Origin of the sequence: Sphingomicrobium arenosum, assembly GCF_026157085.1 — a bacterium.
GTDB lineage: Bacteria > Pseudomonadota > Alphaproteobacteria > Sphingomonadales > Sphingomonadaceae > Sphingomicrobium > Sphingomicrobium arenosum.
On the sequence record NZ_JANPVN010000001.1, the window covers coordinates 1,603,218 to 1,618,046 of the forward strand.

Below are 14,829 nucleotides of genomic sequence, written 5' to 3' on the forward strand. Positions count from 1 at the left end.
GCGTCAATCCACCGCGCCGCCGCTGGATTGCTTCGCTGCGCTCGCAATGACGGTGGTTCGGCCGATGATTCCGGTTGTCTCTGGCGGCGCAGCGCCTTAAGCGCCTAACCCCATGTCCGACAAGCCGAACTACAAAGACACGGTCTTCCTGCCGACGACCGATTTTCCGATGAAAGCCGGTCTCCCGCAAAAGGAGCCGAAGATTCTCGAGAAATGGCAGGCCGACGACCTTTACGGGCAGATCCGCGCGGCGCGTGCGGGTGCGGAAAAGTTCATCCTCCATGACGGCCCGCCCTATGCCAATGGCGACATCCATATCGGCCATGCGCTGAACAAGACCATCAAGGACGTGGTCGGGCGCAGCCAGACGCTGCTCGGCAAGGACGCGCCCTATGTGCCCGGCTGGGACTGCCACGGCCTCCCGATCGAATGGAAGATCGAGGAGAAGTATCGCAAGAAGAAGAAGGACAAGAAGGACGTCCCCGCGGTCGAATTCCGCGCCGAGTGCCGCGCCTATGCCGCAGAATGGGTCGAGGTCCAGGCGGGCCAGTTCCAGCGGCTCGGCAATATCGGCGAGTGGGACAAGCCCTATCTCACCATGCGCCCCGAAGCCGAAGCGCAGATCGTCGCCGAGCTCTTCAAGTTCGCCGAGACCGGCCAGCTTTATCGCGGCTCGAAGCCGGTGATGTGGTCGCCGGTGGAAGAAACCGCGTTGGCCGAGGCGGAGGTCGAGTATCAGGATTTGACCGACAGCCCGCAGATCGACGTGGCGTTCGAGATTGTCGAGAGCAAGGTGCCCGAACTGGTCGGCGCCTATGCGGTGATCTGGACGACGACGCCGTGGACGATCCCGGTCAACCAGGCGTTGGCTTATGGGCCGGAGGTCGAGTACCGTCTGATCGAATTTGGAATAGAGCTTTCTGGTGCCTTCACCGAAGGAACGCTGGATGACGCGTTCGAAAAGCCGGCATTGGCTTGGACCGAAAACAAGTTCCTCGTTGCGGTCTCGTTGGTCGAAGATTTTGTCGCTCGTATCAACAACTGGTACCAGTCGTTGGATCATGAAGCGCTCGGCATTCCTAAGGGGAAACTCGCGTATGAGGACGAGTTGCAATTCGGAGATGATGAGTTCCACCGTGAGCTGAAGCTCAAGGGCGCCGACCTCGATGGCACCATCGCCCGTCACCCGATGCACAAGCTCGGCGGCTTCTATGCCAAGCCGCGCCCGCTGCTCGCCGGCGACTTCGTTACCACCGACAGCGGTACCGGCATCGTCCACATGGCGCCTGACCATGGCGAAGACGACTTCATCCTGTGCAAGAAGCACGGGATCGAGCCCGTTTTCGCTGTCGAGCGCAATGGCGCCTATCGCGACGACTGGCTGTGGCTCGGTGCAGACGACGAGCGCCGCCGCAGCGTCATCAACAAGCCCTTCAATTCGCCCGACGGCCCGATCTGCTCGGACCTCCGCGAGGCGGGTGCGCTTCTCTCGGCCAGCGCCGATTATGCGCACAGCTACCCCCATTCGTGGCGCTCGAAGGCAAAGGTCATCTACCGCTGTACCCCGCAGTGGTTCATCGCCATGGACCAACCGCTCCACCATCTCGATCCCGAGACGCGCGCCGAGCGCCGCTGGGACAATGAGGGCGGGTCGCAGGCCGACAGCCCGCTGGTCGACGATTTCCAGAGCCTGCGCGAAACCGCGATGGCCGAGATCGAGCGCACCAAATTCTACCCCGAGCGCGGGCGCAACCGCATCACCGCGATGGTCGCCGACCGTCCCGACTGGCTGATCAGCCGCCAACGCGCCTGGGGCGTGCCCATCGCCTTGTTCGTCGAGCGCAAGACGGGCGAATTGCTCGTCGATGGCGACGTCAACCAGCGGATCGTCGATGCGATGCGCGAGGAAGGCGTCGATGCCTGGCGCGAGGACCGCGCACAGCATTTCCTCGGGGACGGCCGCGACCCCGCCGACTACGAGATGGTCACCGACATTCTCGATGTCTGGTTCGATAGCGGTTCGACCCATGCCTTCGTGCTCGAAAGCGGCGAATGGCCCGACCTCTCCTCGCCCGCCGACCTCTATCTCGAAGGCTCGGACCAGCATCGCGGCTGGTTCCAGTCCTCGCTCCTCGAAAGCTGCGGCACGCGCGGCCGCGCGCCATACAAGGCGCTGCTCACCCACGGCTTCACGATGGACGCCAAGGGCATGAAGATGTCGAAGAGCCTCGGCAACACCATCAGCCCCTTGAAGGTGATGGAGCAATATGGCGCCGACATCATCCGCCTGTGGGCGATGAGCGTCGATTATACCGAGGACCATCGCATCGGCGATGAAATCCTGCGCGGCGTGGGCGATCAGTATCGCAAGCTCCGCAATTCGCTGCGCTACCTGTTGGGCGCGCTGACGGATTACGATCCCGCGAACGCCGTGGCGGTCGCCGACATGCCCGAGCTCGAGCGCTACATGCTCCACCGCATCGCCGAGGTGTCGGATGTGCTGAAAGCGGCGGCGGAAGGCTATGACTTCAACCGTTATGTCCGCACGCTGGTGGATTTCGCGCAGGACGATTTGTCCTCCTTCTTCTTCGATATTCGCAAGGACCGGCTCTATTGCGACGTCAACGCCGAGACGGGCGAACAGACGGCGACGCGCGCCGCCTATCGCACCGTGCTTGACGTGCTGTTCCACAGCCTGACGCGCTGGCTCTCGCCGATCCTCGTCTTCACCGCCGAAGAGGCGTGGACGACGCGCTACCCCGATGGCGGCAGCGTCCACACGTTGCTCTGGCCCGAGATCGAGGATGGGTGGAAGGACGAGGCCTTGGCCGCGCGCTGGACACTTATTCGTCAAACGAGATCTACTGTTACCAAAAGCCTCGAAGAAAAGCGGCGAGCGAAAGAGATCGGTTCTAGCCTCCAAGCTGAAATCGAACTTTGGCCTGCTGAAACGCCGACTTTCGAAGCGTTGAAGAGTGTCGAAGATAGTCTCGACGAGATTATGATCGTCTCAAAAGCGGCGCTCATCGACTACAACGTCAATGAAGACCGGGGCGGTATGCTAGCAGTTAAGTACTCCAAAACAGACCACGCCAAATGCGGTCGCTGCTGGCGCCACCTCCCCGAGGTGGACGAGGATGGCGACCTGTGCGGGCGCTGCGAAGAGGTGCTCAAGTGACCATCCGCAAGGGCGTCGCGACCGCCATCGCGGTCTTCATCATCGACCAGCTCGTCAAATATTGGATCGTCGGGCCCTTTGCGCTCGAGGCCAAGGGCAGCGTCTATATCGTCGATATCTTCAACCTGACCTGGGTCGAGAACCGCGGCATCAGCCTCGGTCTTCTGTCGGCCGACACAGATCTTGGCCGCTGGCTCTTGGTGGCGGGCACCGCGATCATCGCGGGCGTGGTCGGCTGGATGATGACCCGTCCGGGCGAGGAAGGCGACCGTCTGGGCTTTGCCATGATCCTCGGCGGGGCGCTCGGGAATATCGTCGACCGGGTGCGTTTCGGCTATGTCGTCGACTATGCGGACTTGCACTTTGGTGAATTTCGGCCTTTCTATGTGTTCAACATTGCCGACGCGGCCATCTCCCTCGGCGTCGCTTACCTATTGATCCGCGCCTTCTGGCCTCGGCGCGAACAGGAGACTTCCAATGCGTAAGGCGTTTGCCTTCACTCTGATTTCCGCAGTCGCCCTCTCGGCGTGCGCCAACAACCAGGGTTCGCTCGACGAATATGCGGTCACGCGCAACGCGCCGCTCGTCATCCCGCCCGATTACACGCTGCAGCCGCCGCGCGCGGGCACCGTCTCGACCACCGCGGGCGAAGCGCAGACGCGCGCCTTGGAAGCGCTCTTCGGTGGCCCCGCCCCGCGCAGCGCCGCCGAACGCGCGGTGATCAGCGAGGCGGCCGACGGCGGCACCATTCCCTTGGGCGCGCGCTCGACCGCGGGCGATCCCGATACGCGGGTCGTCGACAAGGGTGCGACCACGCAGACCATCCTCGCCGCGCCCGAAGGCGACGGCCAGGACGCCAGCGCCGACACGCCGCAATAACGGTTTTGAGGGGGAAGAGGGATGAGCGAGGCCGGTAACAGGCTCCAGAACGGGCTGGTCGACATCGAAAGCCAGCTCGAGCGCGCACGGCGCAAGCTCGAGGATGGGTTGAACCTGGTCGACGAGGCGCAAAAGGCGCTGTCCGACATCCAGCAGGCCGTCCTCGGTGCACCCGCGCCGGGTGCCCAGGCCGACAGCGAGGAAACCGCGTCCAAGCTGCTCGCCAGCCTGAAGGCGCAGGGGCAGGAAATGCCCGAAACGCTCTGCGGCGGGCGCATGAACGTCGACGCCGTGCAGCGTTTGATCCGTATCGACGGGCACCCGATCGGCATCACCGAAATGGAATATCGCGTCCTCGAACTGCTCGCTTATGCGCGCAACAATGTCGTCACGCGCAACATGCTGCTGAAGCATCTCTATCGCCGCGCCGACGACCAGCCGCAGCCCAAGATCATCGACGTCTTCATCTCCAAGCTGCGCAAGAAACTGCGCTCGGCCTCGGGCGGGGCGGAGTTCATCGAGACGATCCCCCAGCGCGGCTGGATCCTGCGCGACATCGACCAGGGCTGAGGCGCGAGCTGCGTCGAGCGCCCCGATCGGGCGCAGCGACGGTGACCACGCTAAAGAAGTCTTAACGTCTTTATCGTTAAGACGTTGAAACGACGCCTTCGTCTGCCCGCCACGGATGACATTCCCAGTAGAAAACGTTAGACATGCATCTCAAAAAGATCCTGCTTATCGGCGCCGCCGGACTGGCTCTGGCCGCGTGCAAGAACACCTACGTCGATTTCCAGGACGAAAATGGGGCCCCGATGGCCAAACCGGCGGGCTATGGACAGACCACATGGACCGATGAGGACGACTTCATCGATGCGTCCTGCCCATCGGGTTTCTCCAAGTCGGTGACAGAAGACGACAAGAACCGGACGATCACCTGCCGGAAATTGCCCGAAGAACAGAAATCGGCCTGTCCGGAAGGTCAGGTCTATGAGTCGGCGGACATGCTCAACCTGCGTTATGCGCGGGCTTGGGAATACCACAACTCCATCGACAAGGATTCGACGAGCGAAAACTATCCTGCGTTGCATGTCCTCCAAGCGCAGGCCACCGCGTTGGCATCGGGGCCTCAGGTGAAGCCGACTGCCTTCGACCTGGCGAACTCACCGTATCACCCGGCTCATGTGAAGGAAGCATTGGAAGATGCCACCGACCGTTTTGGTCTGGAGAGCATCTATACGTCGGGCGGTTGCGTGGAAGCGCCGCAACCTTCGCAAGACACTCGCGTGCCGCAATCGCAGGCTGATGTGACGCGGCCCGGCCAGCAGACAATCTCCAGAACTCCGAGCCAGCCCTCACCCGTGAAGGCGACGAACGCGACCACAACGCCGGGCGGTGCGACCCCGACGACAGCCACCCCAGTCCAGAGCGCGACCTCGGCGCCGGCTACGACCTTGCCGAACGCGTCGGTACCGCCCCCCGTCGGAACCACGGCGGGAGCGACCAGCGTCGCGACGCCCGCTACCGGCACGGGTGTGGGCGCCGGCGTCGGTGTGGGCACCGGCAGCGCCGCCGCCAGCAGCGGCGGCCTCAACGCCGCCAATGCCATCGTGGGTGCGGCCGCGGGCGGCGTCATCGGCGGGGTCGCCGCCAAGATGATTACCGAGAGCAAGGACGACGATCGCCCGGCCTCCAATTAAGCCCGGCTTCATCTCTTTGGCGTAAAGCGGGTTTCATGATCGCTCCGCTGCCTACTCGCGACACCATCGCGCCCGCCGCCGACCGGCCGCGGGCGATGGCGCCTGCCGTGCAGCGCGAGGCCAAGGCGCGCCGCGATGCGCCGCCGCGACCGCCGCACCTGTCGCTCTAGCCGATCAGGCGGGCGCGCCCGTTTCCTTCGGCGTGTCGGGATCGGCGCCCCATTCGGACCAGCTGCCATCGTAGAGCCGCCCTTCGCTCGACCCGAGCAGGTACGCGGCAAGCAAGCTCGAACAGGCCGTGACGCCCGAACCGCAACTGGCGGTGAAGGGCGCATGCGGGTCGATACCGCGCGCGGCAAAGGCGGCGCGCAGGCCGTCCTCGTCCTTCATCGTTCCATCTTCATCATAGAGTTCGCCAAAGGGGAGGCTGCGCGCGCCCGGCACATGTCCCGACCCCATGCCAGCGCGCGGCTCGGGCTTGTCGCCGGTAAAGCGGTCATAGGCGCGCGCATCCACCACCATCGCCGCACGCCCCGCGAGAAGGTCGGCCTTGGTGACGATCTGGTGCACGGGTCCGCCGACCGGCCACAGCCCGCTGCGCACGCGTGCCGGGCCGCTTTCCAAATCGCGCCCTTCCGCCTTCCAGCGCGCCAGTCCGCCATCGAGAATGGCGACGTCGCGCGCGCCATAATGGCGCATGGTAAACCAGCCCCGCGCGGCGGTTTTCAGCGGGCTGTCGTCATAACAGACGATCCTCTTGTCGCGGCGTAGCCCGAGCGACTCGAGCATCGCGCAGCCCAGTTCGGCGGGCGGGAGCATATGCGGCGGCGCCTGGTCAGGATCGGCGAAACTCTTGATGTCGAGCCGCAGCGCGCCCGGGATGTGCCCGGCCTCAAATTCCGCATTGGCATCGCGCGGCGTGCCGGGAAGGAAGGTCGTGCAATCGACCGGCTGCACCTCGTCGAGGTTCGCGTCGAGCCATTCGGGGGTTACCAACGGGGTCATCGCTCACCGTCCTTTCAAACGCCAAGAAGGCGCCCCCGATGGGACGCCTCCTCGATGTGGTCAAGAGATGAGGGGCCGCATAGGCCGCCTCGATCAATTCTGCGCTTCGAGCTCCGAGCCCTTCTTCAATACCTTGCCGCCGTCATCCTGCTTGATGAGATAGGCGGGATTGTCTTCCGACCCATCGCGCGTCACTTCATTGCCGTCGATGGTGCGCGTCACCTCGCGCTCGAAGCGCTCCTCGATTTGGCCGCAGCCGGTGCCATTGCCCCAATCCCATTTGACATATTGGTTGGTCTGAAAGCTGTTCGAATTGCTCATGGCGTTTCTCCTTTGCCTCCCCAACGACCGGCACCCTGCGCGCGGTTGCTCCGAATGGGACGAAAGGGGGTGTTTGCGTGGACGAAGCGGGGCGTCTATGGGCTTTGGTCCATGACCCCCAAGCATCTCGGCCAGACCAGTGCGCTGCCCGCCTCGCCCGAGGCCGCAGAGCTCGATTACGTCCCCAACCCGCGTGCCGGCGAGCTCTATCTCGTTCGTTTCGCCGCGCCCGAATTCACCTCGCTGTGCCCGGTCACCGGCCAGCCCGATTTCGCGCATCTCGTCCTCGACTATGCGCCGGGCGAGACGATCGTGGAGAGCAAGAGTCTCAAGCTCTTCCTCGGCAGTTTCCGCAACCATGCCGCCTTCCACGAGGATTGCACCGTGGGCATCGGCAAGCGCCTGTTCGACGAGATGCAGCCCCGTTGGCTGCGCATCGGCGGCTATTGGTATCCGCGCGGCGGCTTCCCGATCGACGTCTTCTGGCAGTCGGGCGAACCGCCCAAGGGGCTGTGGCTCCCCGACCAGGGCGTGGCAAGCTACCGCGGGCGCGGCTGACGCGCCCTAGCGCTCGTAGCGGCGGGCGGCGGCGTCGCGGCTGTCGTTGATGTCCTCGTCGGCCCAGCCCTCGGCATCGCCCTGCCCTTGGCCCGTCGACAGGTCGTAGGCGATGAGCGCGGTGCGCAGCGCGACCGCTTCGGCGGCGCACGCAGTGCGGATCGCGTTACGGAAATCGGCCGGGGTCTGACCTTCTGCCTTGGCGGCGGCGACGCGTTCCTCGAGGCAATTGTCGAAGGCGGCACGCGGGCCCTGCAGGTCATCGGCGCTCTGCGCGAGCGCGGCGGCGATCATCAGCGTCGAAATCATGGCATATCCTTGGCAAAAAACGTTTCTTTCCCAACGGATATGGGGACGGAACGCTCCGGTTCCAACCTCAATCGCAGGGCAGCGGCGATGAATGCCGCCGAATCACCTGCCATCCGCCGTCTGCCTCCACCCATATGTCGGACAACAATACGCGTTCCTGAATGACTTGGCCGAGATAGCGCACCGACCAGCGCGCATCGACGGTCGCGACGATGGTACCGCCCACGCGCGCGCAATGAGTGATGTCGACGCATAGGTCGACGACATCCATGTTGGCGAGCGCGGCGATCCAGCCGTCGAGGTCGAGCGTCACCACATCGGGTCCGCGCACGCCCACGAGCTGGAAGTCGGGATGGATGAGGCGCCGGAGCGCGCCTTCGTCCTTGGCGAAGAGCGCGGCGCGCCACTCGGCCTCGAGCCGTTCGACGAGGGTCAGTTCCTCGCTCATCGGACGCGCTTCCAGTCGGGTTTGGATGGCGAACGCTTGGTCTTGCGCGCGGCCTTGCGCGGCGCGGCCTTGTCGGCGCTCGCGGCACCGAAGATACCGCCGCCTCGCGACATGTTGCCGAACACGCCGCGCAGGATGGCATTGCCGATCTGGCGCCCGACCTTGTTGACGATGGTACGCTCGACCGCCTTGCCGATCTTTTCCACCGTCGAGGAGGAGCGCCGCCCGCCCGTCGAGCGGCGCTCGGCGCGCTCGGCCTTGTCGCGTTCTTCCTGCGCGGCCTCGCGCTCCTGTGCAGCGGCGGCTTCCTCAGCCTTTTTCGCCGCGCGCGCCTCGAGAATTTCCTCCGCACTCTCGCGGTCGACGGCTTCGTCATAGCGCGTGCCGATGCCGTCCGAAGCCATGATCACCGCGCGCTCGCCGCTGGAGATGGTGCCGGCGCGCGCCGAGGGCGGCTTGACCAGCGTACGCTCGACCGGCGTCGGCGCGCCCTCTTCGTCGAGTGTGGACACCAGCGCTTCGCCGACCTTCAATTGGGTGATGACCTCGGCGACATCGAGTCCGGGGTTCTGGCGGAAGGTGTCGGCGGCGCTGCGCACGGCCTTTTCATCGCGCGGGGTGAAGGCGCGCAGCGCGTGCTGGACACGGTTGCCCAATTGCCCCGCCACCTCGTCGGGGATGTCGATCGGGTTCTGCGTGACGAAATAGACGCCCACACCCTTGGAGCGGATGAGCCGCACCACCTGCTCGACCTTCTCGACCAGCGCCTTGGGGGCCTCGTCGAACAGGAGATGCGCCTCGTCGAAGAAGAAGACGAGTTTCGGCTTGTCGGGATCGCCGACCTCGGGAAGCTCCTCGAACAATTCGGAGAGCAGCCAGAGAAGGAAGGTCGAATAAAGCCGAGGGCTGCGCATCAGGTCGCTGGCGGCGAGGATGTTGATGAAGCCCTTGCCGCCGTCGCCCATGGCCATGATGTCGGCGAGGTCGAGCGCGGGTTCGCCGAAGAAGAGGTCGCCGCCCTGCGTGCGAAGCTGGAGCAGCTTGCGCTGGATGGCGCCGATGCTCGCGGTCGAGACATTGCCATAGTCGAGCGTGAGTTCGCTGCGCCGTTCGCCCACCTCGACCAGCATCGCCTGCAGGTCGTCGAGATCGAGCAGTGCCAAGCCTTCGGCATCGGCGAGGTGGAAGGCGATGGCGAGCACCCCTTCCTGAGTGTCGTTCGAATCCATGAGCCGCGCCAAGAGGAGCGGCCCCATCTCGCTCACCGTGGTGCGGACGGGATGGCCCTGGCGCCCGAAGAGGTCCCAGAAGCGCACCGGGAAGTCCTCATAGCCATAGTCGGCATAGCCGATCTTGGCGGCGCGCTTGGTGAAGGGTTCGTGCAGCTTGTGCGTCGCCGATCCCGGCAGCGCGAGCCCGGCGAGGTCGCCCTTCACATCGGCAAGGAAGACCGGGACGCCGGCGCGGCTGAAGCCCTCGGCGAGACCTTGCAGGGTGATCGTCTTGCCGGTGCCGGTCGCGCCCGCGATGAGGCCGTGGCGATTGGCGCGGTCGAGGCGAAGCGACTGGCGCGCCCCACCCTCGCCGGCCGTGCCAATGAAAATCGTCTCGTCGCTCAACCGCACATCCTCCCGCTAGGCCGGTGAGCCTAGCGGGGGTGTGCGTGCATGCAAGGGGTTAACGTTCGAGTTCGATGCCGACGTAGCGCGCCGGCTGGCGCCCGCGCTTGACCAGCACGAGCACGCTGTCGCGGCCCGCTGCACGCGCCGCGTTCACGGCGGCGGTGACGTCGGACAGGCTGCGCACCTCGCGGCGGTTGACGCGCATGATCACCTCGCCGCGCTGCAGGCCGCGCTGGGCGGCGTTGCTGCCCGGATCGACGCGGCTGATGATCACGCCCTCGAGATCCTCCTCGAGCCGCAGCCCTTCGCGGATCTGGTCATTGAGCGGCTGGAGCGTCATGCCGAGCGCATCGCCGCCGTCCACCGGCGTTTCGTCCTCGGCAGCCATGCCGTCGTCTTCCTCGTCGGTGACGCCCAATTGGCGCGCCAGCTCCTCGCGGGTGGGGCGCTGGTTGACGCGCACGTTGACGGTACGGCGCTCGCCATCACGGATGATGGTGAGCGGCACGGTCGCGCCGACCGGCGTGTTGGAGATGAGGTAGCTGACCGTATTGTCGGGGGTCACCGGGGTCCCGTCGATCGTCAGGATGACATCGCCCTGGCGCAGCCCCGCCGCCTCGGCGGCCTGGCCCTCGACGATCGAGCGGACGAGCTCGCCGCGTTCCTTGGGCAGGCCGAGTGCGTCGGCGACATCCTCGGACAAGGGCTGGAGCGAGACGCCGAGATAGCCGCGCATCGGCGCTTCGCCGCGGCGCAGGCTCTCGATCACGGGAATGGCGGCCTCGGCGGGGATGGCGAGGCCGATGCCCACGCTCGCGCCCGTCGGGCTGATCAGCGCCGAATTGATACCGATGACATTGCCCGCCATGTCGAACATCGGGCCGCCACTGTTGCCCATGTTGATGCTGGCGTCGGTCTGGATGTAGCGGTCGTAGGCGCCAAGCCCCGTGATGCCGCGATGCAGCGCCGAGACGATCCCCGCGGTCACCGTGCCGCCGAGACCATAAGGGTTGCCGATGGCGATGACCCAGTCGCCGACGCGCACGCCGTCGCTGTCGCCCCAATTGACGTAGGGCAGGTTGGTGCCCTCGATCTTGAGCACCGCGAGGTCGCTGTCGGCATCGCGCCCGACGATGCGCGCCTCATATTCGGTGCGATCGGGGAAGGTCACATAGACTTCATCGACCGTGCCGCCATTGCCGTCGCGGCTTTCGATGAGATGGTTGTTGGTGACGATATAGCCGTCGGGCGAGATGACGAAGCCCGAGCCCAGCGAGCCCGTCTCGCGGGTGATTGGCTCATCCTCGTCCTGCTCCTCGGCCTGTCCACGCGGATTGGGGACGCCGAAACGGCGGAAGAACTGGTCGAAGGGATCGACGCCGCGGCGGCGCTGGACCTCGACCTGCTGGCGGGTGGAGATGTTGACGACGGCGGGCTGGAGCCGGGCCGACAGGTCGGCGAAGCTTTCGGGCGCGCCCAGAACCGGGACCGGTCGCGGGGCATTTTGCGCCTGCATGCCGGCGAGTTCGCCGCCGGTCATCGAATAGGCACTCCCCCCGAGCAAGACTGCGGCGGCAATCCCGTAGACATAACGCACGGCGGTCATCTCCTTGGCCATTCAAACTCCTTCATCATCGCATGCATTGGAAACGAAAGCGAGGCTATGCTGCCCGGGTGAACGGCAATTGAATGACGACTGTCATCAACGACCGACGGGCGGCCCGCTTCTACCAAATGCGGATTTGGCGTCGTCGGTTGCCTAACGTCCCGTGAATTCGCGGAAATATTCGTTGTTGGGCGACATCACGATCGACGCCTCGCCCTTGGGGTCGTTGGCATCGCCATTCTTCACGAAGGTCGTGCGATAGCTCTGCATCGCGCGATAGAAATCGTAGAAGTCGGGGTCCTGCCCGAAGCTTTCCGCATAGGTGCGCGCGGCCTCGGCATCGGCCTCGGCGCGGATGATCTGCGCCTGCTTCTGCCCCTGCGCGCGGATGGCGCGGGCTTCCTGCTCGCGCGCGGTGCGCATGCGGTTGAAGGCCGAATCCAGCGGCGAGCCGTCGGGCAGGTCGGCGCGCTTGATGCGCACGTCGATGATCTCGGCGCCATATTGGCGCGCCACCGCATCGAGGCCGAGGCGGATATTCTCCATCACGCCCTCGCGCTCGGGGCTGAGGAGCGAGGCGAAGGGAATGCGGCCGAGCTCGTTGCGCAGTTGCGAGCCGAGGATCGGGCGCAGCGCTTCCTCGACGCGCTCGACGCGCTGGGCGGCGACGTACATCTGCAGGGGATCGGTGATGCGATAACGCGCGAAGGCGTCGACCTCGAGCCGGAGCTGGTCGGTCGACAGGACGAGCTGGGTGTCCATGTCGATATCGCGCACGCGCTTGTCGATCCACACGACGTCCTCGGCAAAGGGGATGCGCCACGTCAGGCCCGCGCCCTCGCCGCCGATGCCCTCGCCCTCGACATAGGGGTTGATGATGCGCTCGGGCTTGCCGAAGCGCACGACCACGCCCTGGTCGGTCTCGCGCGCCACCGGGAAGGAGGTGGCGAGGATGACGAGGATGAGGAACGCCGAGAAGAAGGCGAGCAGCGGATGGTTCTTGATGTAGCGGATCATTATTGGCCTCCCCCGCTGTTCGCGGCGGGTGCGGGCGTGGAACGCCGCAATTCATTCAACGGCAGATAGGGCTGCACCCCGTCGGCCTCGATGATGGTCTTGTCGACATCGCGCAGCACGCGCTCCATCGTCTCGTAGTAGAGGCGCTGGCGGGTCACGCCGGGCGCGAGGCGATATTCCTGATAGACCTTGTCGAAGGCCTCCGCCTCGCCCTGCGCCTGCGCGGTGAGCTGAAGCGCATAGGCGCGCGCATCGTTGATGAAGCTCTGCGCGTCCTGCTGCGCGGCGGTGACCTGCTTGAAGGCCTCGTTGACCGTCTCGGGCGGGTCGGCGCGCTTGATTTCCACACCGCGCATCTCGATGCCCGAACGATAGCCGTCCAAGGTCTGCTGCATTTCTTCCTGCACCTGCGCCTGGATTTCCGAGCGGCCCTCGCCGATCGCATCCTGCAAGGACGCGTTGGCGATCACCTGGCGCATCGCGCTCTCGGCAACCTGCCGCACCGTGTCTTCCTGGTTGGCCAGTTCGAACAGGTAATTTTCGGGATCGCGGATCTTCCAGCGCACCTGATAGGCGATGTCGATGATATTCTCATCGCCGGTCAGCATGAGATTTTCGGTCTCGTCCGAGCCGACGTCGATGTTGCGAATGTCCTCGACATCGACCTTGGCAACGCGGTCGATCGGCGCGGGGAGCGTCAGGCCGATGCCCGGCCCCAGCGTCTCGACATAGCGCCCGAAGCGGGTGACCACGCCGCGCTCTTCGGGCGCCACGCGGTGGACGGTCGAAAAGAGCAGGAGCAAGAGGACGAGGCCGATGATCGCCCAGACGATCACCGAGCCCGACGGCATGCCGGGAAAGCCCGGGGCACCGCCCGGACCGCCACCGCGACCACCGCCGAAGCGCGCGCGATTGCCCTTCAGCCAGTCATCGAGGCTGGTGATGTTGGAAGGCCGCTTGGGACCGCCGCCGCCGGACGGCGGGGTCGGCCCCGGCTGCCACGGACCCTTGGGGGGCTCGCCGCCACCCGAACCCTTGCCGCCATTGCCCTTGCCGCCACCGGCATTGCCGCCGCCGGCCGGACCCCAGGGTCCCTTATTGTCACTGAAAAGCGCGAAAGGGCGCCACCCCGAAAAAATGCTCATGACCCGATAATAGGGCGGCGGCGGGCAAAAAAAAGGGACAGTCGACAAAAGGCCCCTTATGAGGGCGCGTCATGACCCGTGACCTCCTCAGCCCACTCGACACCCATCTCCATGCCGACCGCCTCAAGAGCCGCCGCCTCGAAGGCAGCGTCGCGCGGCTGCTGGTCGATGCCAGCGGCATGAACGCGCTCGAGCGAAAGGCATTGGAAGAAGATTTCCGTGCCGCCGCGCTGGCGCTGCCCGGCGTGGAAGAAGTGCGCATCGGCATGACCGCCGCCAAGGTCGAACGCACCTTCATCGCCATTGCCTCGGGCAAGGGCGGGGTCGGCAAGTCGACGCTGTCGGCCAATCTCGCGGTCGCGCTGGCAAGGCTGGGGCATGACGTGGGTCTCGTTGATGCCGACATTTACGGCCCCTCGCAGCCCAAGCTCCTCGGCACCAGCGAGAAGCCCAAGTCGGAGGGCAAGACGCTCATCCCCGTCGAGGCGCATGGCGTGAAGATGCTGTCGGTCGGCCAGCTCGTCGAACCCGGCACCGCGCTCGCCTGGCGCGGGCCGATGGCGGCGGGCGCCTTGAATCAGCTGCTCGAGGCCGACTGGGGCTCGGCGCGCATCGTGCTGATCGACCTGCCGCCGGGGACGGGCGACGTGCAACTCTCGCTCATTTCCAAGGCGCGGCCCGCGGGCGCGTTGATCGTCTCGACCCCGCAGGACCTCGCGCTGATCGACGCCGTGCGGGCCATCGACCTGTTCAGGAAGACCGAGGTGCCCGTCCTCGGCGTCATCGAGAATATGGCGGGCTTCGCCTGTCCGCATTGCGGCGAGACGAGCGATCCCTTCGGCAAGGGCGGGGCGGAGGCCAGCGCGAAGGAGATGGGCCTGCCCTTCCTCGGCCGCCTGCCCCTGTCGGCCTCGATCCGCCTCGCCAGTGATCAGGGCACGCCGCCCGCCGCCGACGAAGGCCCCGCGCAGGACGCCTTCACGGACCTGGCGCGACGGCTGGTCGAGGCGATCGGGAGCCAGACGGGCGGCTGAGCCGTTCATG

Annotated in this window: 16 protein-coding genes; 8 read left to right on the top strand and 8 right to left on the bottom strand. The window is 65.6% G+C overall.

Annotated features, from left to right (window positions below):
* Positions 1–112: 112 nt before the first annotated feature.
* The 6 genes from ileS to NUW51_RS08120 all read left to right on the top strand — a co-directional run bounded on the left by ileS (position 113) and on the right by NUW51_RS08120 (position 5,924).
* Positions 113–3,178, top strand: coding sequence for an isoleucine--tRNA ligase (gene ileS, locus NUW51_RS08095; protein ID WP_265564477.1), 3,066 nt, complete (start codon positions 113–115; stop codon positions 3,176–3,178).
* Positions 3,175–3,663: a signal peptidase II gene (gene lspA, locus NUW51_RS08100; protein ID WP_265564479.1), complete on the top strand. Its 489-nt coding sequence runs from the start codon at positions 3,175–3,177 to the stop codon at positions 3,661–3,663. Before ileS ends, lspA begins: the two co-directional genes overlap by 4 nt.
* On the top strand, positions 3,656–4,057 hold the full coding sequence (locus NUW51_RS08105) for a DUF3035 domain-containing protein (RefSeq protein WP_265564481.1): 402 nt from the start codon (positions 3,656–3,658) through the stop codon (positions 4,055–4,057). The genes lspA and NUW51_RS08105 overlap by 8 nt, the downstream gene beginning before the upstream one ends.
* A 21-nt stretch (positions 4,058–4,078) precedes the next feature.
* Positions 4,079–4,627 (top strand): winged helix-turn-helix domain-containing protein, encoded by a 549-nt coding sequence (locus tag NUW51_RS08110; RefSeq protein ID WP_265564483.1) that lies wholly within the window; start codon positions 4,079–4,081, stop codon positions 4,625–4,627.
* A gap of 143 nt (positions 4,628–4,770) precedes the next feature.
* Positions 4,771–5,754 carry a hypothetical protein gene (locus tag NUW51_RS08115; protein WP_265564486.1) on the top strand — a complete coding sequence of 328 codons (984 nt, stop codon included), beginning with the start codon at positions 4,771–4,773 and terminating at the stop codon, positions 5,752–5,754.
* A 35-nt stretch (positions 5,755–5,789) separates the two neighbouring features.
* Positions 5,790–5,924, top strand: a complete 135-nt coding sequence (locus NUW51_RS08120) for a hypothetical protein (RefSeq protein WP_265564488.1) — start codon at positions 5,790–5,792, stop codon at positions 5,922–5,924.
* A 4-nt stretch (positions 5,925–5,928) separates the two neighbouring features.
* Here the strand turns inward: NUW51_RS08120 and NUW51_RS08125 are convergent, their stop codons facing one another.
* Positions 5,929–6,759, bottom strand: a complete 831-nt coding sequence (locus NUW51_RS08125; protein ID WP_265564490.1) for a sulfurtransferase — start codon at positions 6,757–6,759, stop codon at positions 5,929–5,931.
* 93 nt (positions 6,760–6,852) lie between these two features.
* Positions 6,853–7,080: a hypervirulence associated TUDOR domain-containing protein gene (locus NUW51_RS08130; RefSeq protein WP_265564492.1), complete on the bottom strand. Its 228-nt coding sequence runs from the start codon at positions 7,078–7,080 to the stop codon at positions 6,853–6,855.
* A gap of 111 nt (positions 7,081–7,191) precedes the next feature.
* On the opposite strand from NUW51_RS08130, the gene queF reads away from it, so the two are divergent.
* Positions 7,192–7,638: a preQ(1) synthase gene (gene queF / locus NUW51_RS08135; RefSeq protein WP_265564494.1), complete on the top strand. Its 447-nt coding sequence runs from the start codon at positions 7,192–7,194 to the stop codon at positions 7,636–7,638.
* Between the two features lie 6 nt (positions 7,639–7,644).
* Here queF and NUW51_RS08140 read toward each other — a convergent pair whose 3' ends face one another.
* The 6 genes from NUW51_RS08140 to hflK form a co-directional block, all read right to left on the bottom strand.
* On the bottom strand, positions 7,645–7,947 hold the full coding sequence (locus NUW51_RS08140; RefSeq protein ID WP_265564496.1) for a hypothetical protein: 303 nt from the start codon (positions 7,945–7,947) through the stop codon (positions 7,645–7,647).
* Positions 7,948–8,014: 67 nt separating this feature from the next.
* Complete coding sequence (locus NUW51_RS08145) at positions 8,015–8,395, bottom strand: nuclear transport factor 2 family protein (RefSeq protein ID WP_265564498.1); 381 nt, start codon at positions 8,393–8,395, stop codon at positions 8,015–8,017.
* Positions 8,392–10,020 (bottom strand): helicase HerA-like domain-containing protein, encoded by a 1,629-nt coding sequence (locus tag NUW51_RS08150; RefSeq protein WP_265564500.1) that lies wholly within the window; start codon positions 10,018–10,020, stop codon positions 8,392–8,394. The genes NUW51_RS08145 and NUW51_RS08150 overlap by 4 nt, the downstream gene beginning before the upstream one ends.
* Before the next feature lie 52 nt (positions 10,021–10,072).
* A complete protein-coding gene (locus NUW51_RS08155; RefSeq protein WP_265564502.1) occupies positions 10,073–11,635 on the bottom strand; it encodes a Do family serine endopeptidase in 1,563 nt (520 codons plus the stop codon).
* Between the two features lie 141 nt (positions 11,636–11,776).
* Complete coding sequence (hflC, locus tag NUW51_RS08160) at positions 11,777–12,640, bottom strand: protease modulator HflC (RefSeq protein ID WP_265564504.1); 864 nt, start codon at positions 12,638–12,640, stop codon at positions 11,777–11,779.
* Entirely contained in the window at positions 12,640–13,785 is a 1,146-nt protein-coding gene (hflK, locus tag NUW51_RS08165) for an FtsH protease activity modulator HflK (protein ID WP_265564507.1), read from the bottom strand. The genes hflC and hflK overlap by 1 nt, the downstream gene beginning before the upstream one ends.
* 71 nt (positions 13,786–13,856) lie before the next feature.
* Here hflK and NUW51_RS08170 point away from each other — a divergent pair, with 71 nt between their 5' ends.
* Positions 13,857–14,819 (top strand): Mrp/NBP35 family ATP-binding protein, encoded by a 963-nt coding sequence (locus NUW51_RS08170; protein ID WP_265564509.1) that lies wholly within the window; start codon positions 13,857–13,859, stop codon positions 14,817–14,819.
* Positions 14,820–14,829: the final 10 nt, after the last annotated feature.

Bases quoted from the DNA above. Each gene is read 5' to 3' on its own strand.
- hflC (WP_265564504.1), bottom strand. From the start codon at position 12,640: ATGATCCGCTACATCAAGAACCATCCGCTGCTCGCCTTCTTCTCGGCG.
- NUW51_RS08155 (WP_265564502.1), bottom strand. From the start codon at position 11,635: ATGGCCAAGGAGATGACCGCCGTGCGTTATGTCTACGGGATTGCCGCC.
- hflK (WP_265564507.1), bottom strand. From the start codon at position 13,785: ATGAGCATTTTTTCGGGGTGGCGCCCTTTCGCGCTTTTCAGTGACAAT.
- NUW51_RS08120 (WP_265564488.1), top strand. From the start codon at position 5,790: ATGATCGCTCCGCTGCCTACTCGCGACACCATCGCGCCCGCCGCCGAC.
- NUW51_RS08130 (WP_265564492.1), bottom strand. From the start codon at position 7,080: ATGAGCAATTCGAACAGCTTTCAGACCAACCAATATGTCAAATGGGAT.
- ileS (WP_265564477.1), top strand. From the start codon at position 113: ATGTCCGACAAGCCGAACTACAAAGACACGGTCTTCCTGCCGACGACC.
- NUW51_RS08115 (WP_265564486.1), top strand. From the start codon at position 4,771: ATGCATCTCAAAAAGATCCTGCTTATCGGCGCCGCCGGACTGGCTCTG.
- NUW51_RS08140 (WP_265564496.1), bottom strand. From the start codon at position 7,947: ATGATTTCGACGCTGATGATCGCCGCCGCGCTCGCGCAGAGCGCCGAT.
- NUW51_RS08145 (WP_265564498.1), bottom strand. From the start codon at position 8,395: ATGAGCGAGGAACTGACCCTCGTCGAACGGCTCGAGGCCGAGTGGCGC.
- NUW51_RS08125 (WP_265564490.1), bottom strand. From the start codon at position 6,759: ATGACCCCGTTGGTAACCCCCGAATGGCTCGACGCGAACCTCGACGAG.
- queF (WP_265564494.1), top strand. From the start codon at position 7,192: ATGACCCCCAAGCATCTCGGCCAGACCAGTGCGCTGCCCGCCTCGCCC.
- NUW51_RS08170 (WP_265564509.1), top strand. From the start codon at position 13,857: ATGACCCGTGACCTCCTCAGCCCACTCGACACCCATCTCCATGCCGAC.
- NUW51_RS08105 (WP_265564481.1), top strand. From the start codon at position 3,656: ATGCGTAAGGCGTTTGCCTTCACTCTGATTTCCGCAGTCGCCCTCTCG.
- NUW51_RS08110 (WP_265564483.1), top strand. From the start codon at position 4,079: ATGAGCGAGGCCGGTAACAGGCTCCAGAACGGGCTGGTCGACATCGAA.